Here is a 20,630-nt window from a genome sequence, read left to right on the forward strand (position 1 = left end):
ATCTGTCCTTACTCGTTTTGGTAATCCTTGAATTCAGGGGCCCGCTTTTCAAAAAAGGCCGTGACGCCTTCTCGGCAATCGTCGCTGACAAACGCTTTTTCCAGCAAGGCACTTTCTTCCATATGCGCTTTAAACGGCGCGGCGTCCAGCGCGCCAAAGCCCGTCATGGAGTGATGCAAGAGACGCTTATTCTGTATTGTGGAGGTTGGGGAGCAGTTTTGCGCAATATCTCGCGCTATGGCCAGACTATGCGGCAGAACGTCTTCCGGCTCTTTTAGTTCGCTGACGAGGCCCGCCGAGAGTACGTCCTCCGCCTTCAGGATATCGGATTTCAAAATCCACTCGCTCGCTTTGGAATATCCAACCAGCCTGGGCAAAAACCAGCTTGAGGCGCCGTCAAAGACAATGCCCCGCCGGGCAAAGGGAAAGGCAAATTTTGATTTTACGGACGCAATACGAAGATCCATCGGCAAAAGCATCGTCGCGCCGATGCCGACAGCCGCGCCGTTTACCGCGCCGATTATCGGCGTCGCACACTCAAACATCGCCAGGACGAGCTCCCCGCCTTTATCCCGCGCGATGCCTTCGTGATAGTTGACGCCGCTGACCGCTTTGAATCCTTCGGAAATATCGGCCCCCGCGCAAAAGGCCCGGCCCGCGCCCGTCACGACAATCACGCGAACGGAATTATCCGCATCCAGTTCGGCATAAGCCTCCATGAGCTCATCACACATTTGCAGATTGAAAGCGTTCATCTGCTCGGGGCGGTTAAGGGTAATAACCGCAACAGAGGAATTTTCAGCGTCGCGTGTAACGGTAATGGTTTTCATATTGTCCAACTTATTTTGCAGAATCCGTTCCCTTATGAAGCATAAAAAAAGCGGGTCCAAGACCCGCTTTTTCGATAGTTTTGCATTTGATTAATAAACGCGCTTCTTCGGTTCGATATAATCAATGCCGTCGGTCATGGTGTAATCATGGACGGGGCGATAGTCGATTTTGACTTTGTTTTTGCCGTAATCATACCACGCCAAAGTGTGTTTCATCCATTTGGCGTCATTTCGGTCCGGGTAATCCTCATGCGCGTGGGCGCCGCGGCTTTCCTTGCGGTTATCCGCAGACGCAATTGTGACTCGGGCTTGTCCAATAAGATTGTCGAGCTCCAGCGCTTCCATCAGATCGGTATTCCAGATCATGGTTTTATCCGTAACAGAAATATCGGCCATATCCGCCGCAATAGCTTCGACTTTTTTAAGGCCTTCGCTCAAACTTTCCTCGGTTCTGAAAACCGCGCAATGTTCCTGCATGGCTTTCTGCATTCGCAAGCGAAGATCCGCCGTTGAGGATTTGCCATTGGCGTTTTTATATTTCTCAAGACGGGCAATAGCCTCGTCGCCGGCATTGGCGGGGAGAGGTTTTTGCTCAGCATTAGCTTCCAGAACTTCGCCGCAACGCATTCCGGCCGCGCGGCCAAAGACAACCAAATCGATCAAGCTGTTGGAGCCAAGACGGTTCGCGCCGTGAACGGATACGCAGGCCGCCTCGCCGACCGCCATGAGTCCTTTGACAACACTGTCTGGATTCTTGCCTTTTTTCGTCAGGACTTCGCCGTGGAAATTGGTCTGGATACCGCCCATATTGTAATGGCACGTCGGCAGAACCGGAATAGGTTCCTTGGTCACATCAACGCCTGCAAAAATCTTGGCGGTTTCGGAAATGCCGGGCAAACGCTCGGCCAGAACGGCCGGATCCAAATGATCCAGATGCAGGAAGATATGATCCTTGTCCGGACCAACGCCGCGGCCTTCGCGGATTTCAATCGTCATAGCGCGGGACACAACATCTCGTGACGCCAGATCTTTGGCCGAGGGCGCGTAACGCTCCATAAAGCGCTCGCCCTCCGAATTAGTGAGGTAGCCCCCTTCGCCGCGAGAGCCTTCGGTAATCAGGCACCCTGCCCCGTAAATACCGGTCGGATGGAATTGAACAAACTCCATGTCCTGAACCGGGAGTCCGGCGCGAAGCACCATGGCATTACCGTCGCCCGTACAGGTATGGGCGGAGGTCGCGGAGAAAAAGACGCGGCCATAGCCGCCTGTGGCAAGGATAACCGTTTGTGCGCGGAAACGGTGAAGCGTTCCATCATCCAGTTTCCAGGCTGTGAGACCGCGGCATTCGCCGTCTTCCATGATCAGGTCGAGCGCGAAATATTCGATAAAGAACTCGGCGTCATTACGAAGGGACTGGCCGTAAAGCGTGTGAAGCATGGCATGACCCGTCCGGTCTGCCGCCGCGCAGGTGCGCTGGGCTTCCGGGCCCTTGCCCATATTCTGCATCATGCCGCCAAAGGGACGCTGGTATATCTTGCCTTCTTCCGTCCGTGAAAACGGCATGCCCCAATGTTCCAGCTCGTAAACCGCCTTTGGTGCTTCGCGGCAGAGATATTCAATGGAATCCTGATCGCCGAGCCAGTCAGAGCCTTTGACCGTGTCATACATGTGCCAGCGCCAATCATCATCGCCCATATTTCCGAGGGACGCAGCGATACCGCCTTGGGCCGCAACCGTATGAGAACGGGTTGGAAAAACCTTGGTCACACAAGCTGTCTTCAGACCGGCTTGGGCCGCCCCGAGCGTGGCGCGGAGGCCGGAGCCGCCTGCCCCGACAACAACAACGTCGTAAGTGTGATCAATCCATTTTGTTATTTTGGCAGTCATATCGACTTTCCTAATTCTTTAACTCTTAGCCCAGAAAGGCAAGTTTGAGGACAGCGTAAGCGATGGCGAGCCAGATAAGGCCCGCGGCAATCTTGTTCAGGAGCAAGCCGAAACGACGACCCCCTCCGTCGAAATAATCAAGGATCACTTCATCCATTTCCAATTTGCAATACCAGACGGCCGCCGTGGCAAAAGCCAGCAGTCCCAGACCGCCTACCGGACTGGAAATCCAAGCCAGCAGCCCGTCGCTGCCAGTGCCCAATGCGGCAACAACCGACCAGAGCGCGAATGGCAGACCGATGATAAGGCCCCATCCAGTTAAACCGTGTATTTTATGATGTGTCGTGCCGTGACCCTTGCCGACATGTTGAGCTGTATAGCCCGATGTGTCAGGTGTTTCTATCTTGGACGTATCTGATGGATTGGCGCTCATGAGAAAACTCCTGATCCGGTAAGTGTCACAATGAGCGCTACGAAAAGAGCCAGCGCAATCATGGCATATGACAGTGTGTTATTTAACTTCGGTTCAAACATGGCCCCGCGATCCCAGATGGCATGGCGAAGCTGCGCCAGAGCCATGAAGGTAAATGCAAAGACAAACACGAAAAGGCCAATCGCGCCTAGTGGGCTGAATATCAGACCTTCAAGCGGCAGAGACCCCGATGTTGAGAGACATAGGAGACCAATCGCCACCAAAAACAGAGCCAAATAACTAATAATAGCACTTGCCCGGTGTAAAATGGAGGACATCATGGCCGGATGCCAGCGCCAGACCTGCAAATGCGGCGACATGGGCCGCTTATCATTCCAAGATGAAGACATTGAAAACTCTCTCTTTAAGTTGGGCGCAACCTAATCCGCCCATCACTATAGTCAACGCATATCGCTTTTTAATAGTACTATACATACGTCAGGACGGGTCGTTTAGATTAAACTCCGCGCGGAAATGTCGCCCTTCACGGTTTAGCTCATAGGCCAATAGCTCATTCGGCGTAATTTCAAGAGCCCAGACATTGCCGACCGAGGCGTCCAATCCATTTTCTCTAAATAAGGATTTGGAAAACTCATCCGCTGGAAATTCCTGCCGGATGGCGGTGCCATCATTTACGGTTCTGCCGCCATACCTGCTGACCGGGTCGGGGGAGCCATCTTTGAGCGTATGGATATGGGTCAGCTTAATCCATTCCTTATTGGCAGAAGCCGGCATGATCGTCCAGACACGGCTTCGGTCTTCCCCGACGGCAAGCGGCATTTTCACTTCGACCTCCGAGCAGTCAATCGGTCCAACGGTCAGGGTTTTATCCCGCCAATCGGCATCTTCCGGATCATCACTGACGACTTCCCCTTCAAATGTTTGCCCGCAGAGGTCAACCAGATTGGACGCAAATTGTGCATGAGGCAAAAGCTCTGCTTCTGACTGACAGGCTGTCAGCAGAAAAAGGCAGGGGATAAAATATTTCATAGGTTTTCCTAACATATCCTATTGAATTAAAACACGGTCATATTCTGTTCGATAACCTTGGCGTTATACCGTCCAAACCCTACATTGCTATTAGATTAACTGTCGCGGGGCCTCATATAGGTGTTTTTCGCGCCGTTTTTGCAAAGGATGTATTATGAAAAAGACTCTTCTCATCGCCGCAAGCGGGATCGCGCTTATAGCGGCGCCCCTGGCCATTTCACAAGGCGTCTATTCCAACAGCCCGGCCATTGGGCAAAGCGGCGTTCTGACCATGGACAATACACGCGGCGTCCTCACCATGGCGCCTCTTCTGGAAGTCGTGACGCCTGCGGTTGTGTCCATTGATGTTGAAGGCACGCGGACACGTGATGCGGGTGAAATGAGCGAGCAGGAAGAATTTCTACGCCGCTTCTTTGGCGGGCAATTACCGGATCAACCCCAGAGCCGCCCGCTTCGCGGTCTAGGCTCCGGCGTCATCATTAATGCGGATAAAGGCCTGATCATCACGAATAATCATGTCGTCAAAGACGCCGATCGCATTACGATCACGCTCAAGGACAAACGTGAATTGCAGGGCGAACTGGTCGGAACTGACCCGAAAACCGATATAGCTCTGGTCAAAATACATGCAGAAAACCTTAAAGATTTGAGAATTGCCAATAGCCGCGACGTTAAAGTCGGCGATTACGTCATTGCAGTCGGCAATCCCTATGGTCTGTCCAGTACCGTTACGACCGGTATCGTCAGCGCCCTGGGACGCGAGCAAGGTGGCAGCGATAATTATCAGGACTATATTCAGACCGACGCGTCCATTAATCCGGGCAATTCCGGCGGCGCGCTCGTCAATTCCAAAGGCGAGCTTATTGGAATGAATACGGCCATCCTGTCCCGTTCCGGCGGCAATAACGGCATTGGATTTGCGGTCCCGACCCAGATCATCAGCTCTGTCATAGAGCAGCTCGAAGAAAACGGAGAAGTGCGCCGCGGACGTATTGGCGTCTTAATTCAGAACATTACTCCGGGTCTGCGCCAATCTCTCAATCTGACGACTTTGAACGGCGCTTTGGTGAGCTCTGTCGAAGACGGGACACCTGCCGACAAAGCCGGATTGGAACCGGGGGATGTTATTACGGCCTTTAATGGCGGCGCGATTCGCGACAGCTCGGACATTCGCAATGCGGTCGGACTTCTGGTTCCCGGCACTCAGGCGGATCTGACCTATATTCGCGACGGCAAAACCCGTACGACAAAAATCAAAGTGGCCGAAGTGGATAAAGATGAAGTCCTGAGCGCCGACGCGGCCGCCCCGGCTAATCCGTCAATGGAATCCTTCTCCGGCGCGACCATTCGGAATATCCCGAGTGATGTGGAATTACGCGGCGGCGACGCGGGTGTCTTTGTCGACTCCGTTGAAGTTGGCTCAAATGCTTTCCGCGCCGGTTTGCGCCGCGGAGACGTCATCCGCGCGGTGAACCGCAGAGATGTTGCTGACTTGAAAGAGTTCGAGGCCCGCATCAAAGACAAGGAAGGCCCCTTTGCCCTTTCTGTCCAGCGCGGCGGCTCCCGCATCTTCCTTGCGGTTGAGTAAAACGTCTTAAATGACAAAATAAAACCCGCGTCCTGAACGCGGGTTTTTTTTATTGGCCCAAGCCAGAAATTAATTAGCCCAAGAAATTGTTAGCCCCGGCAATAAATTAGCCAAAGGGATTGTCCAGACTGTGGCTCGGCTCTGTAAACCAGACCGGACCGTCCTCATCCATATAGAAGTGATCTTCCAGTCTCACGCCAAACTCGCCCTCCAGCACGATCATCGGCTCGTTTGAAAAACACATGCCGGGCGCCAGAGGCGTCTTATCGCCCATATGGAGATAAGGCCATTCATGGATATCCAGTCCAATGCCGTGACCTGTTCTGTGGGGCAGGCCGGGCGTTTTGTAACCGGGTCCGAAGCCGCGCTTTTCAAGCTCATCCCGCGCCGCTATATCAACAGCCGCGCAAGGCTCACCCAAACGCGCGGCTTCAAAGGCTTTTATCTGCGCGGCCTTTTCCGCCTCCCAAACTTCTCTCTGCCTGTCATTGGGCTCGCCAAAGACATAAGAGCGCGTAATATCGGAAAGATAATCGTGAAGCTGACATCCCGTATCAATTAACACCATATCGCCTTTTTCAAGCGGTTTCGGGTTTTTGACGCCGTGAGGAAAAGAGGAGTCCGGCCCGAACAGAACAATCTTGAAAAACGAGCCTTTCGGCGCGCCGACCTTTTGGTGGGCGGCGTGAAGAAAATCATTCACCTCGGCGGTCGTGATACCTTCGCGCAGCATAGAGGCCGCGGCTTTATGCACCTCCAAAGTCATTTGCTTGGCGCGGCGCATTAAATTCAATTCCTGTTCGGATTTGATCATCCGGCACGCGGCGGTGATTTCAGACCCGTTGGTAAAGTTAAATTCCGCGCCGGCCTTGGCCAACCCATCTGAAACAAAAAACGGCGTCGCTTCGTCAATTCCGATCGTGCCATTTTTGATTCCCATCTTAGCGAGATGGCCGAACATTAACGGATACGGGCTTTCATGCTCCTCCCAGGGAAGGACATCGCCTTTGACAGTCATAAACTGGTTCAGCGTCCCGACCTCGAAGGCCGGAGATATGTAGACGGGATCCCCTTCGGGCAGGAGAATAGCGCCGACCATACGTTCTGAATCCGGCCAGCGCGTGCCGGTAAAATAATAGAGCGAGGAACCGGCGTGGAGGTAAAGCGCGGCCCAGTTTTTCTCGGCCATCATTTTCTGCGCTTTGGCAATTCGGGATTTGAATTCCTCTAAACCAATCGGCTTGAAACCCTCCGTCATATCGCTCAGGGTTGCCAGGGCCTGCTCAGGGGTCTTTCCGCCTACACCAATCGTCATCGCCGTCTCCAATTTACACTATAAAGAATCTAGCCTGTATATAGGGACGAGACCTAATAATTCAAAATCGGCGCGAGCCAGCGTTCCGTATCCTCCACCGTCATTTTCTTGCGCCGGGCATAATCCTCGACCTGATCTTTCTCGATCTTGCCGACGCCGAAATAAACGCTTTCGGGATGGCCGAAATAGATCCCCGAAACAGAACTGGCCGGATGCATGGCAAAGCTTTGCGTCAGGATAACCTCGGTTTCCTTTGTGGCGTCCAGCAGGCTGAACAATGTGGCCTTTTCCGTGTGATCGGGCTGGGCCGGGTAGCCGGGAGCCGGTCGAATACCCGCATAACGCTCTGCAATCAGGTCCTCGCCGCTAAAGTCCTCATCCGGGGCATAGCCCCAGAATTCGCGGCGCACCCTTGCATGAAGATGTTCAGCAAAAGCTTCGGCCAAACGGTCACAAAGAGCTTTGAACAGGATGGAGTTATAATCATCTCCGGCTTCGGTGAAGGCTTTGGACTTGGCCTCTTCCCCCAAGCCGGCCGTCACGCAGAACCCGCCAATATAGTCGCCATTGGGCGAGCAGAAATCAGAGATAGAGAAATTCGGCTTCTTGTTATCCCCTTTGGAGATTTGCTGGCGCAAGCCGTGGAAAGTGACTTTCTTATCACTCATCTCTTCGTCGGAATAAACTTCGATATCATCGCCGATTTGTTTGGCAGGCCAGAAACCGAAGACTCCATTGGCTTTGACCCATTTTTCTTCAATCATCTGATCCAGCATTTTCTGGGCGTCTTCATAGAGGTCCCGTGCCGCCTCTCCATACATTTCATTTTCCAGAATGGCCGGGAACCGTCCTTTGAGCTGCCATGTCGCAAAAAACGGCGTCCAATCTATATAGTCGCGGAGTTTCTCAAGCGGGTATTCTGTCAGCGTTTTTGTGCCGATAAAACTTGGCTTATGCGGGGTAAAGGTGTCCCACCCGCCTTCCGGCTGCCAGATATTATCGCGGGCTTCTTTGAGCGTCAGGCGGGCCTTGGCGCTTTGGCCGCGATTATGTGCGTCACGGGCGCGTTCATAGTCTGCCTTGATTTCGGCGGCATATTTTTCTTTGCCCTCGCCCAGAAGCGTGCTGACCACGCCGACCGCGCGGGACGCATCGGTGACATAAACGGTAGGGCCGTTTTTATAGGCCGGCTCAATCTTGACCGCCGTATGGGTTTTGGAGGTCGTCGCCCCGCCAATAAGCAAAGGCATATCCATGCCAAGACGCTGCATCTCTTTCCCGACATACACCATCTCGTCGAGCGACGGCGTAATCAGGCCGGAGAGGCCGACCATATCGACCTTGTGTTCTTTGGCCGCCGCCAGGATTTTGTCGCAAGGCACCATCACGCCCAGATCGACAACGTCATAGCCGTTACACTGCAGGACCACGCCGACAATGTTTTTGCCAATATCATGCACGTCGCCTTTCACGGTGGCCATCAGAACCGTGCCGTTGGACGACCCGGCTGTGCCAAGCTCTTCTTTCTCGGCTTCCATAAAGGGCATTAAATGGGCGACGGAGGCTTTCATGACGCGGGCGGATTTCACCACTTGCGGCAGGAACATTTTCCCCGATCCAAACAGATCGCCCACGACATTCATGCCGTCCATCAGCGGCCCTTCAATGACGTGGAGCGGACGGTCGGCGGCCAGGCGCGCTTCTTCGGTGTCTTCGATGATATAGTCGGTAATGCCGCGCACGAGAGAGTGTTCAAGACGTTTAGCGACGGAAAGTTTACGCCACTCATCATTGACAACGGCCGCTTTGCCTTTGCCGTCACCGCGATATTTCTCGGCAATGTCCAACAATCTGTCCGTCGCATCATCGCGGCGGTTGAGGACAACATCTTCGACGCGTTCACGAAGTTCATCGGGAATATCATCATAAATCGTGAGCTGCCCCGCATTGACGATCGCCATGTCCAGCCCCGCCGGAATAGCGTGATACAAAAACACTGAATGCATCGCTTCGCGCACCGGTTCGTTTCCGCGAAAGGCGAAACTGACATTGGATAATCCGCCAGAAATACGCGCGTGAGGCAAATTGGCTTTAATCCGCTTACAGGCTTCGAAAAACTCGACGGCATAATCATTATGCTCTTCAATCCCGGTCGCGATCGCAAAGATGTTCGGATCGAAAATAATATCTTCCGGCGGGAAATTAATTTCTTCCGTCAGAAGTTTATAGGCGCGTTCGCAAATTTCATATTTATGATCCGCCGTTTCGGCCTGGCCTTCTTCGTCAAAGGCCATGACTACAACCGCCGCGCCGAGGTCGCGGCACATTTTAGCATGTTTCAGAAACGGCTCCTCGCCCTCTTTCATAGAGATCGAGTTGACCACGCATTTGCCCTGAACGCATTTCAGGCCTGCCTCCAGCACTTCCCATTTGGAGCTGTCGATCATAATCGGCACGCGCGAAATATCCGGCTCACCGGCGACCAGCTGCAAGATACGCTCCATCGCGGCCACGCCATCAATCAGGCCGTCATCCATATTGATGTCGATAATCTGCGCGCCGCTTTCAACCTGCTGGCGGGCGACCGAAAGCGCTTTGTCGTAATCGCCTTTGACAATTAATTTCTTGAACCGCGCCGAGCCGGACACATTCGTCCGCTCGCCGATATTTACGAAATTTGCTGTAGAACTCATGACTATACCGCTATCTGAAATGGCTCTAACCCTGACAAACGCAATGTCGTTTCGGGGTCAACGGGCTTACGCGGCGGCAAGCCGTCTGCTGCTTTTGCAATGGCCGCGATATGATCCGGCGTGGTTCCGCAGCACCCGCCGAGGATATTGACGAAACCCTCTTGCACCCAGGGCTTGATCTGATCGGCCATATCCGCCGGGCTCTCGTCATATTCCCCGAAGGCATTAGGGAGGCCCGCATTGGGGAAAGCGATGACATGCGTATTAGCCACGCGCGAAATCGCTTCAATATGCGGACGCATTTCATCCGCGCCGAGCGCGCAGTTCAGGCCCACCGCAAAAGGTTTGGCATGGGCAATCGAAATCCAGAACGCCTCCGCCGTTTGGCCAGAAAGCGTTCTGCCGGACCGGTCGGTAATCGTGCCGGAAATGATGATGGGCTTTTCGTAGCCGACAGCATCGAAAACATGACGCGCGGCGGCGATGGCGGCTTTACAGTTGAGTGTATCAAACACGGTCTCAATCAAGATCGCATCGACCAAATCCACCATGGCTTCGATCTGGCCGATATAGCTGGCTTTTACCTCGTCAAAAGTCACGTCGCGAAAGCCGGGATCCTCAACTTTGGGCGAGATGGACAAGGTCTTGTTCATCGGCCCGACAGAGCCGAGGACGCAGCGGGGTTTCTCCGGCGTTTTTTCTGTCCACGCATCCGCGCAGTCGCGCGCGATCTGCGCCGCCGCCCGCGCAATTTCCGGCGCAAGATCGGCCATATCATAATCGGCCTGAGAAATTGTCGTCGCGTTAAAGCTGTTGGTCTCGATTAAATCCGCGCCGGCCGCGAGGAAATCATTGTGAACTTTTGCAACCACGTCCGGCTTGGTTAGGACAAGCAGGTCATTATTACCCTGCAAAGGGGACGGCCAGTCCTTGAACCGCTCGCCGCGAAAATCCGCTTCTTCCAGCCCCTGTTTTTGCAGCATTGTGCCCATAGCGCCGTCCAGCATGATGATCCGCTCTTTGATTGCTTTTTCAATCTGTGGCCAGTGGGACATAGGGCTATCCTTTTTTGCATTTGGGCGGCGTTTAACAGGCTTAGCCCGAAGAGTATATAAAGAAATCTTTATATCGCAGTTTTTTTACTTGCCCTCCCCGATAAAATCCTTAGAGGGGACGCCGTTGGTCGCCTGCTGCGTTTTCAAAATGCAATGGGCGTGAATATGGGAAGCGCGCTGAAACTGCGCCACGGCTCCCGCCGCTGTAAAGGGTGAGAGGCGACACATATGTCACTGGGAAACCGGGAAGACGTGTCGCTTCGTTTGATCCCCAAGTCAGAAGACCTGCCAACGACGTCGCCAGCACGCTTGGGCGGGATGCACCAATGCGTATGGAAAGGCCCGAATGGTCGGGCTCTCCAATGACGACACTCTTTTGACCGTCACCCTGCCCTTTTCGGGCGGGACTAAAATGGAGTGTGACATGAAACGATTATTATTAGGCGTCGCGCTAAGCGCCTTCGCCGCAAACAGCTTTGCCCAAACCCAGGCCGATTATGAAGACACGGCTGAAGCGGACGCAGAAAATTCAGCCGACTTTAACTCAAATGAAATCGTCGTCACCGCTGATCGCATCGGATATTCGACCCGGGACGAGCTGACAGCCCCCGTCACTATTTTGACGGAAGTGGAAATCCGCAATCGGAACCAGGCCTATGTAACCGACCTTCTTCGCACCGTGCCGAGCCTGGCGGTCAGCCAGTCCGGCGGCGGCGGAAGTCTGACAAATTTACGTCTGCGCGGCTCTGAAGCCAACCACACGCTCATCCTGATTGACGGGGTCGAGGTCAATAATCCGACAGACGGGGCCTTTGATTTTGGCGGACTTCGCAGCGATGACGTCGTCAAAATTGAAGTCCTGCGCGGCGAGCAATCCGCGCTTTACGGCTCTGACGCCGTAGGCGGGGTCATCAATATTATCACTCGCTCTGGCGAAGTAAGAGAAGGTTTTAGCGCCTCCGTCGAAGCCGGAAGCCGCGAAACCTTGGAAGGCCAGTTCAGCGGCGTTGTCCCGCTCGGCAACGCGGCGCTTTCAATCAACGGAAATGCTTTCACCACCGAAGGTTATGACGTCTCCGGCTTAGGCGGCGAAAAAGATGGAGCAGATAGCCGCCGCCTTTCTGTTGGGCTTAACCAGATTGAACTCGCCGGAATTACCTTTTCCGCGAACGGCGCTATCAATCTCCGCCATACGGATTTTGACGGGGATACTGATTTTGACGGGCTTTTGAACAATACGGACAGCGAAACAGATGTTAAAACAACTACGGCCCGCATCGATGCCCGATTTGACTTCGCGGGGTTTGATCACCTCGTTCAGTCCAATATGGTCGAAACGGAAACCGATACCCAATCAGGCTTTCCTACCGTTTCCACAGGCACGCGGCAAAATGCGAGTTGGGCCGCAAAACGCAGCTTTTCCGGCCGTCACGATCTGACCCTGTTAGGCGAAGTCGAGCGCGAGGAATATGAACTCGCCGGAGATCCGGACGTGCCGGATATTTACAATTACGGCCTTGTGGCGGATTACAGCTATAAGGGTGAGACGCTAACGCTCACCGGCTCTGTCCGGCAGGATATCAATGATGTCTTTGCGGATGCCACGACCTGGCGCGTGGGCGCGGGCTATAATTTCAGCTGGGACGGGCGCGTTCGCGGCTCCGTTGGGACGGGCGTAAAAAACCCTACCCTCGTCGAGCTGTTCGGATTTTTCCCGGCCAGCCGTTTTACCGGAAACCCGGATTTGAAACCCGAAAACTCACTGGGCTACTCTATTGGATATGAGCAGAATGTGGGCGATCTCACCCTCTCGGCAGATTATTTCCGGTCCGAACTAGAAGACGAAATCACCACCGTCTTTAATCCTGATTTCACCAGCACCGTCATCAACCTCTCGACCGATAGCACGCGTGAAGGTATCGAATTGGCGGCTCAGTGGGACATCGCCGACACAGTTTACCTGAGCGGGTCAGCCAGTTTCCTGGACAGCGATCAAGACGGAATTGAGGAAATCCGGCGCCCGGAATTTCTCGCCAGCGCGACGGCGACATGGGACGCGACGGATAAAGTGTCTCTGACCGTCAACGCCGATCATACAGGCTCTCAGCTTGATACTAATTTCGGCACGTTTTCAACGGTCGAGCTGGACTCCTACACCCTCATCGGGGCGAATGTCCGATATGCGGTGTCTGACATCGTGAGCATTTACCTGCGCGGGACGAACCTCGCCGATGAAAACTATCAAGAGGTGTTCGGATATGCGAGCGAAGGCAGAGGCGTCTTTGCGGGCGTAAGGGCAGATTTTTAGGCCTCCTACTCGATCACTCCGCGCTTGACGCGGAAGGTCGAGAGAGGGTGTGCCATAAATGAAGCGGTCTCCAACCTCTCGGCCTTCCGGGTTCGCCATGCGCCCCGGAATGACAGAAAAAATAACCCCTACTCCCGGTCCGGGCGTTCTATCGTAAGCTCTGTGGGCGAGATCACATTCTCGCCCATAAACGCGTAATAGCGTTCCACTTCATATCCGGCCTCTTCCAGCTCTGTTATCAGGCTGTCTTCGCCCAATAAATGCGCGACGCCGACAGCTGCAACGGATGTCCCGCTCCCTTCCAGATGGCGGATAAGTGTGTCAGCCCATTTTTCGTTCCGCTCGACCAGAACAGAGCGGTACATTTCGCCGGCCTCGGCCTTGAGCGGATCAATCATTTGCTGGGTCATGAAATCGGTTTGTCCCACGGACCAGCCCTGCGCCAAACGTTTGAGCTGCCGCCCGAGGTCGCTGAACTCCTCCATGGTTTCTGTCAGCACTTCGAGCTGCAGACCTTCGGGTAAATCCGCCGTGGCGCGAATCTGGTCTTCGACATCCTCCAGATAAAGAATGTTCTTGCGCTGGCGCTTTGCCATCGATTTCAGCGCTTCATCGGCGGACAGGTTGGTTGAAAGTCCAGCTTCCTCGGCGGCTGTCAGGGTCAGATATTCACTGGCCAGCCACGGCTTCATGGAGTCCAGACTGGCGAGCGGGATATTGCCGTTATTGGCGACGGCATCCAGAAGTTTGAGCTGATAATTATCAAGGCTGTCGGCGAGGCGCAGCCCGTCTTTTCGCAGGCCAAGTTGAGCGCTGACCACGGTCGCGTCAATGCGGCCGGACTCCGTCGTATCCACTTCGAAATAAACCGTTCCGGCCTCTTGCATAACGCCGCGAAGATCGTCTTTCAGCCAGTTCATATCCTCGGGCAAAAGATGCAATGTCCCGAACAAATAAAGCTCACTGTCATAGTCGCTGACTTTCCAGATCGCCGGACCGTCATTACGGGCGCGGGCCTTTGCCACGCGGTCGTCAACCGACACTGTCGGACCGGAGCTGCTGTCACAGCCCCCCAAAAGAAAAAGCGCCGCAGCGGCCGAAAAAAGAGTGGAAAGTCTTAGCATATCTTGGTCTATCCCAGCCTAAAGCAGATGAAAACCGTCATTGCGCAGCTGGGAAACTTCCCCTAAGAGGCGGGTCTTGGAAGCACCTATAGCTCAGCTGGATAGAGCGCTGCCCTCCGAAGGCAGAGGTCGCACGTTCGAATCGTGCTAGGTGCGCCATTTTCCTTTAAAGACTACTCTTCGTCGGTCTGTACCAAGCCGATATTTAGGTCGGGGGCTTTGGCATTTGTGAACTCCGGCTCGGAGCGTTCATGGGCGTCCTCTCCCACATAAGTGATGCGGTAGATGATCCCGTTTTCATCATCCGAGAGATATAACGCGCCGTCAGGGCCTTGGGCCAGACCTGCGAGGCGGCCCATTTGCCCCCAGCCCGTGGGGCTTTCCTCATCCTGCATAAGGAAACCCGTCACAAATGGCTTCATTCCAACGGGCTGGCCGTTCTCGAAATCCACTCTGAGGACTTCGTAACCTGAGGGCGGCATGCGGTTCCAGGAGCCTCGAAACGCAATAAAAGCGTCCCCTTTATAATCATCCGGGAGCGCGTTTTTGGCGTCAAAAGCTAGCTGCATCGGCGCCGCATGCGGGGTGTGGAGCCCGATAGGTTCCTGACTGCCAGCGGCATAGTCTGAAAAGCTCTGATCCGGCGGCGTATCTTGCGGATTGAACCGCGAGAGGGCGTAAACATAAGGCCAGCCATATCGGTTCCCTTCGGTCAGACGGTTAAATTCCTCGTGTTGCTCATTGTCGCCGAGCCAATCTATGCCGTGGTCAAAGCCATAAGCGGCGCCTGTCGTAGGCTCGAATCCGTAGCCGATTGTGTTTCGCAGCCCGGAGGCAAAAATGCGGCGATCCGTTCCGTCAGGGTTCAGAGAGACTATTGCCGCGCTTTCATCATCCGTCTCCGCACAGGCATTACAGGTCGAGCCGATGGAGACATATAATCGTCCGTCCGGGCCCATCACCACCATCCGATTAGGGTGTTGCCCGCCATCCGGAAAGTCTGTGGCAATGACCTCTAATTCGCCTAGGGTTCCATTTTCCAGCCGAGGCGCGCGGTAGAGATCCGTGACGGTCATGAGATAGGCGGTATCGCCCACAATCTCGATTCCGTGCATCTGGTCCTTTTGGGCAACGACCTGTTTTTTGTCGGCAATTCCGTCATTATCCGTGTCGTGTAGCATCAGTACATCACCCTGGGCCCGGCGAGTTATATAAAGCCTGCCATCGTCCGCAACCCGCATCATTCGAGCGTTCTTTAAATTACGCGCATATACATTTATATCGAACCCTTGCGGGAGGGCGAGCCGCGCCATGCGCTCTTCGCTCCACTCCAGGGGGATAGGTTTGAGGACATGTCCCACGATCTCGACGCCTTTGCGTCCTTTATCTTCTTCGGCGGAAGGATCGCTACTGCCGGCGCCCGCCTGAGCAAAAGCCGATACGGGCAAGATGGCGGCGGCAAGGGTCAGCAGAAATGGGGAATAGCGCATTTTACAAGTCTCCGATAACAAGCTTTCTAATCGAACTCGTATGGCCGCATACGGTTCCGCAGATAATAATGATAAATTCGAAGCTCAATTAATTAATACCCGCAGGCATCCCAATTAAGGAGCTGACAGGGTGTTCCAATCTGGTTTTCAATGTGACAAGGTAAGATTCGGAATTTTTCTGACGCGCGCATTCTTCTCTAGAAAGCAGCTAATCAATCACCTGGATTTATACACGGGCCAGTAGATTGTTGCCGTGTCCTGCACCGTTCTGATTGACCAGCTCAGCCGCTTCGCGATTTTTAAGGATCCGACCTTTCGGCGGGGTAGAATTTGTCGGCGCTGTTTTAATATTGCGGGAATATCTTTCAGGCCGTCTCGGAAACCGTTCATCTGATCCCTGAAATTTGGATGAGATTTATTCCGGTAAATCAAATAAATCTGACTGAGTAAGAACAGAGGAAACATAATAAAAAGCAGAAGAAGAGGTGTATTCTTCACGACCAGAGGCACGTTGTTTTTATTTGAATGATAAAATTTGAACCCGAATTGTTTGCCGGTAGAGCTTGAGCCGACATGATGCGCGCGCGCTCCGGGGCATTGAAGACATTTCTCTCCAAAAAGACGTAGCCGATAGGCCAGATCGACATCTTCGAGATAACAGAAAAACCGCGCGTCAAATCCGCCGCTTTCCAGGAAAATCTCCCGCCGATACGCCGCCGCCGCGCCGCAGGGGCCAAACACCTCGACGGGTTCAGCCGGCAGCACGGTGTCCGGCTCGTTAAGGGCAGAGGATTTCGCCAAGCCGAATATTGTCAGGTAATCTCCAAATCCGTCGAGCTTGTTTTCGGTATCGGCTTGGATGAGGGTAGAGCTCAGCATGGAAAAATCGGGATGCGCCTCACTGGCCGCTTTGAGGTTTTCGAGCCAATTCGGCTCGGGCCAGGCATCAGGATTCAAAGTAATGACCCACTCTGTCCGGGCCGTTTTGGCGCCATAATTACTCGCCCCAGCAAAGCCGTCATTCGTCTCGGAGTAATGCCGGTAATAGCGCTCATTCGGCAGGTTTAAATCCCGCACCGCCTCATCCGGCGAGTCATTGTCAATGATGAAAACTTCAAAATCCTGACAGCTTTGTCCGGCCAGACTATCAATGCATTTCTGCAGATCCGAGCCGCTATTATAGGACACTATAATAATTCTTGCCCATAGAGCCGGAGCGTCGGGGGAGGCCTCGGAAGGCGCAGATATATCCGGTCGAGCCAATGCCAAGGCTTAAGCCTGCGCGGCGGAAGGGTTGATGGCCTGCCCAATTTTTTGAAGGCTTTGTGTCAGCGGCGTCTCCGGCGACCAGCCGAGGTCTTTTTGAGCGTGGGCAATATCCAAAACGGCATAAGGCAGATCAAACTCCCGCCCCGCGGCATATGTCACGGAGATATCCCGCTGAAATTCATTTTCGATAAGGCCTATGATATCTTTCTCGGTGTGGGCGGTTCCACTGCCGATATTGTACGTACCCGAATAGGATGTATCGGACTTATGAAGACGGAGAATGAAGTCGGCAAAATCATCGACGTCAAAGTAATCCCGCCCATTTTGTCCCTCGCCAAACACCGTAAGCTCCTGACCCGTCAGACACGCTTTCACGGCTGCCGACACAAATCCGTGCGAGGTGCCGACCTGCCAATGACCAATCGGATTTGCCAGGCGAAGAGTAAGAATATTGGGCGAGCTGACATGTCTGAAATAATCAAGGCTCGTCTCGTTCAATAATTTTCCCAGTGCGTAAGGCGTCACAGGATGAGCGTCAGCCTTTTCAGAAATGGGCGCGTTGTGATCCGGGCCGTAAATCTGTCCGCCGCTCGACAGATAAATCAATTGGCAATTCGGATTTATATCAAATAAATGCTCGGTAAAGGTCGTCACATTTTCCAAATCCGCAGAGACAACATCCATGACTTTCCGGGCGCCGGTGGACGGTCTGGAATTATTTGCCAGATAAACAATCGTCTTCGCCTGTTTGAGATAGGCCTCGATCTCTAGGTCGTCAGAGCGGCAAAATTCGACGTCCGGGGCTGATGTTTTCATAAAATCGGGTCTGGACTGCCGAGAGAACGCAACGGCCTTGCAGGAACTTACCTGGGCTCTTTCACAAAGGTGGCGCCCGATAAATCCGGTGCCTCCGTAAAGAACCAGCATAATTTCTCCTGTAGCAATCTTATTTTGGGCAACGTATAGAGTTTACTGTTTATTCTCTAGTAAAAAAATCCGGAAATTGATGTGACAACAATCCAGAAGTTCAGAACCGATATTCAGGGTATGCGGGCCGTGGCCGTCTTGCTCGTTCTATTGTTTCATGTCTTTCCGGGCGTCATGCCCGGCGGGTATATTGGCGTAGATATCTTTTTCGTAATTTCAGGTTTCCTGATTTGCGGCATCATTCTGAAAAATACGGAACGGGACGGAAAATTCGACGCCCTGAAGTTTTATGCCAAGCGGATCAGAAGATTATTGCCGGCGGCCACGCTCGTGCTCATCCTCACGGCTGTCGCGGCCTATTTCATCCTGCCTCAGACCCGGTGGGTAGATACGGGCCGAGAGATAATCGCCAGTACCTTATATGTTGAAAACCTCTATCTGCACTTCCAGTCAATTAATTATTTAACAGCGGATAAACCGCCGAGCCCCTTACAGCATTTCTGGTCGCTCTCCGTTGAGGAACAGTTCTACATCTTCTGGCCTCTCATCATGCTTTTGATGGTGATTGTGGCCAGATCTTTGCGCATGACCTTGCGCGTGTCGATCATCGCCCTGCTCGTCCTAATCTTTGCCCTTTCGCTTGCCAGCTCAATCTATGTCACGGCGACCAATCCCGCGGCGGCCTATTTCGTTACCTACACGCGCGTCTGGGAACTGGCGCTTGGCGGCGCTTTGGCCTGCGCGGCGCCTTTTATTCGATTGCCGGAAAAATTACGGACGCCTATTGCCGCGCTCGGCCTGCTCATGGTGTTGGGAAGCGGCATTTTATTTACTGAAAATACGCCTTTTCCGGGGTCTATGGCCCTTATTCCAACGGTGGGCGTCGGGTTTCTCTTATGGGCCGGCATACTCTATGAAAGTGACAAGAACGGCGCTGTTCAAAAGGCGCTTTCCTTTAGGCCCCTGACCTATATTGGCGATATTTCCTATTCGCTTTATCTCTGGCACTGGCCGGTTGTAATCTTTGCGATCGCCCTGTTCGGGCCTGAAATATCAGTTTCGGCAGGACTGGCAGTAATAATTCTATCGGTTTTGGGCGCCGCGCTTTCAACGCATTTCCTCGAAAACCCGATACGCCATACGGACAAACTTAAATCCAAACTCGAATTATACCTTTTGGGTGCTTTTTCCATGGCGATTGCGGTCATTGCCGGTCTTTTGCTTATGCTGGCCGCCCCGAAAGAAGAAAGTTTTACCGCCGGCGGGGAAGAAACCGAGCAGTTCCAGAGCGATTACCCCGGCGCGGCCGCCATTGGCACAGACGCTTCGGATTTACCGGTGGTTACGCCTGCCTTTATTCCGTCTCTGGCCAATGCACGGAAAGATGTCGCCACGGTCTACGCGGATCAATGCCATACAGCACAGCCGGATACGGCGCCTTTAGCTTGCGTTTATAACCCCGTTAAAGGGGAGGACGGGCGACCGGTGATGGAAAAGCAGGATGAGCTTTCGGAAGCGTCCGACAAGAAAGTCGTCTTGGTCGGCGATTCCCACGCCGCGCAATGGCTACCCGCCTTGAAAAAAATTGCGGCAAAGCGCAACTGGACGATCGTGACCTACACCAAATCCTCCTGCGCCTTTAACAAAATTTTGCTGACGTTCGCGCAAAAACCCTATGAAGAATGTCAGGCTTGGGGGCAGCTTGTCGTTGAAGAAATAAAGACATTGAAACCAGATCTGGTTATTACGGGACAATTTCCTAAATATGCCGAAGGGGCAGAAACATGGGAAGATAATGTCGAGAAAGTCGCTGCCGGCGCGGCCAGCTACTGGAACGCCTTTGGCGAGGAAGGAATTCGCGTTGCGGCCTTGAATGAGTCCCCGCGTTTTGAAACTCACATTCCTGACTGTATCGCAGAAAACCTGCCGGACTGGTCAGCCTGTAATATAACCCGGGAGGCCGCTTTCAGCCGCGGCGGAACCATGCTTCGCGCCTCAGAGCTCTCTCCGAATACAAGCTTTATCGATATGACGGACAGCATCTGCGGCGAAGAGATTTGCTCTGTGATTGTCGGCAATATTCTGGTCTATCGGGATCAGCACCACCTGACCGCGACCTATGTTCGCACGATTACGCCTGAGTTGGAAAAAGCGCTGTTGTCAGCGATAGAGAGATAAAATCAGAGTTTTAATGAGGAGGAGGCCGGGATTTTTACAGGCCTTCCAAATAGCCGGATGTCTCCTGCCATTCCAACTCTTTGACAGTGAAACTGTCTATATTCCCGGAGAGATATTCTATCGTGACGGCCACATCGTAAAGGGTCATTTCAAAACGGCCGGATGTTCCTCCGCTATTTTTTACAGGCCTTGTATTCGACGCCCTCTTAGCGCTCAGGCGAATTTGGTATTGGCTGTAATTAAATTGGACTTCAGGAGACGCATTGAAATCTGTTAGCTTGATGACTTCCAGCGCCTGATCTCTGGCTTCAATCTGTAGCTCAACCCGTTCGATCTGTCCGACGACATTCACGAACTGCCCCTGCAGGGCAAATAGAGGCAAAAGGCAGGCGGCCATAATCGCGATCGCGACCATGGCCTCCAGAACCGAAAATCCTGCTTCTTCGGTTGTAGGCTTTAATTTGAGACGCTTGGTAGACAAACGTAGCCTTTCACGCATTGAAA

Annotated in this window: 14 protein-coding genes, 1 tRNA gene, 1 pseudogene and 1 riboswitch; of the genes and pseudogenes, 4 read left to right on the plus strand and 12 right to left on the minus strand. The window is 53.4% G+C overall.

The genetic code is table 11. The features are described 5' to 3' along the window. Positions 1-8: 8 nt before the first annotated feature. The 5 genes from ACN0IC_RS08935 to ACN0IC_RS08955 all read right to left on the minus strand — a co-directional run bounded on the left by ACN0IC_RS08935 (position 9) and on the right by ACN0IC_RS08955 (position 4,179). A complete protein-coding gene (locus ACN0IC_RS08935; protein ID WP_416878433.1) occupies positions 9-830 on the minus strand; it encodes an enoyl-CoA hydratase-related protein in 822 nt (273 codons plus the stop codon). A 90-nt stretch (positions 831-920) separates the two neighbouring features. Continuing rightward, entirely contained in the window at positions 921-2,717 is a 1,797-nt protein-coding gene (sdhA, locus tag ACN0IC_RS08940; protein WP_416878434.1) for a succinate dehydrogenase flavoprotein subunit, read from the minus strand. Positions 2,718-2,742: 25 nt separating this feature from the next. Further along, entirely contained in the window at positions 2,743-3,150 is a 408-nt protein-coding gene (locus tag ACN0IC_RS08945; RefSeq protein WP_416878435.1) for a hypothetical protein, read from the minus strand. After that, entirely contained in the window at positions 3,147-3,539 is a 393-nt protein-coding gene (gene sdhC, locus ACN0IC_RS08950; protein WP_416878436.1) for a succinate dehydrogenase, cytochrome b556 subunit, read from the minus strand. Before sdhC ends, ACN0IC_RS08945 begins: the two co-directional genes overlap by 4 nt. 88 nt (positions 3,540-3,627) lie before the next feature. After that, positions 3,628-4,179, minus strand: coding sequence for a hypothetical protein (locus ACN0IC_RS08955; RefSeq protein ID WP_416878437.1), 552 nt, complete (start codon positions 4,177-4,179; stop codon positions 3,628-3,630). A 154-nt stretch (positions 4,180-4,333) separates the two neighbouring features. On the opposite strand from ACN0IC_RS08955, the gene ACN0IC_RS08960 reads away from it, so the two are divergent. Further along, entirely contained in the window at positions 4,334-5,767 is a 1,434-nt protein-coding gene (locus ACN0IC_RS08960; RefSeq protein ID WP_416878438.1) for a Do family serine endopeptidase, read from the plus strand. A 106-nt stretch (positions 5,768-5,873) separates the two neighbouring features. Here the strand turns inward: ACN0IC_RS08960 and ACN0IC_RS08965 are convergent, their stop codons facing one another. Continuing rightward, complete coding sequence (locus ACN0IC_RS08965; RefSeq protein ID WP_416878439.1) at positions 5,874-7,082, minus strand: M24 family metallopeptidase; 1,209 nt, start codon at positions 7,080-7,082, stop codon at positions 5,874-5,876. Positions 7,083-7,135: 53 nt separating this feature from the next. After that, positions 7,136-10,830, minus strand: a pseudogene (gene metH / locus ACN0IC_RS08970) (methionine synthase). Between the two features lie 108 nt (positions 10,831-10,938). Beyond that, positions 10,939-11,138: riboswitch (cobalamin riboswitch) on the plus strand. Positions 11,139-11,254: 116 nt separating this feature from the next. Here metH and ACN0IC_RS08975 point away from each other — a divergent pair. Beyond that, positions 11,255-13,138, plus strand: a complete 1,884-nt coding sequence (locus ACN0IC_RS08975; protein ID WP_416878440.1) for a TonB-dependent receptor plug domain-containing protein — start codon at positions 11,255-11,257, stop codon at positions 13,136-13,138. A gap of 128 nt (positions 13,139-13,266) precedes the next feature. On the opposite strand, the gene ACN0IC_RS08980 is transcribed toward ACN0IC_RS08975, so the two are convergent. Then, positions 13,267-14,262: a TraB/GumN family protein gene (locus ACN0IC_RS08980; protein WP_416878441.1), complete on the minus strand. Its 996-nt coding sequence runs from the start codon at positions 14,260-14,262 to the stop codon at positions 13,267-13,269. Between the two features lie 82 nt (positions 14,263-14,344). Between ACN0IC_RS08980 and ACN0IC_RS08985 the strand changes: the two genes are divergently transcribed. Next, positions 14,345-14,421 (plus strand) — tRNA-Arg (locus ACN0IC_RS08985). Between the two features lie 14 nt (positions 14,422-14,435). Here the strand turns inward: ACN0IC_RS08985 and ACN0IC_RS08990 are convergent. The 3 genes from ACN0IC_RS08990 to ACN0IC_RS09000 all read right to left on the minus strand — a co-directional run bounded on the left by ACN0IC_RS08990 (position 14,436) and on the right by ACN0IC_RS09000 (position 17,948). Next, positions 14,436-15,752, minus strand: coding sequence for a PQQ-dependent sugar dehydrogenase (locus ACN0IC_RS08990; protein ID WP_416878442.1), 1,317 nt, complete (start codon positions 15,750-15,752; stop codon positions 14,436-14,438). A gap of 216 nt (positions 15,753-15,968) precedes the next feature. Continuing rightward, entirely contained in the window at positions 15,969-17,021 is a 1,053-nt protein-coding gene (locus tag ACN0IC_RS08995; RefSeq protein WP_416878443.1) for a glycosyltransferase family 2 protein, read from the minus strand. A 3-nt stretch (positions 17,022-17,024) separates the two neighbouring features. Then, on the minus strand, positions 17,025-17,948 hold the full coding sequence (locus ACN0IC_RS09000) for an NAD-dependent epimerase/dehydratase family protein (RefSeq protein ID WP_416878444.1): 924 nt from the start codon (positions 17,946-17,948) through the stop codon (positions 17,025-17,027). An 81-nt stretch (positions 17,949-18,029) separates the two neighbouring features. Here ACN0IC_RS09000 and ACN0IC_RS09005 point away from each other — a divergent pair, with 81 nt between their 5' ends. After that, complete coding sequence (locus ACN0IC_RS09005) at positions 18,030-20,126, plus strand: acyltransferase family protein (RefSeq protein WP_416878445.1); 2,097 nt, start codon at positions 18,030-18,032, stop codon at positions 20,124-20,126. Between the two features lie 34 nt (positions 20,127-20,160). On the opposite strand, the gene ACN0IC_RS09010 is transcribed toward ACN0IC_RS09005, so the two are convergent. Then, complete coding sequence (locus ACN0IC_RS09010; protein WP_416878446.1) at positions 20,161-20,607, minus strand: hypothetical protein; 447 nt, start codon at positions 20,605-20,607, stop codon at positions 20,161-20,163. Between the last annotated feature and the right edge of the window lie 23 nt (positions 20,608-20,630).

The organism is Litorimonas sp. (assembly GCA_029936425.1).
Lineage (GTDB): Bacteria > Pseudomonadota > Alphaproteobacteria > Caulobacterales > Maricaulaceae > Litorimonas.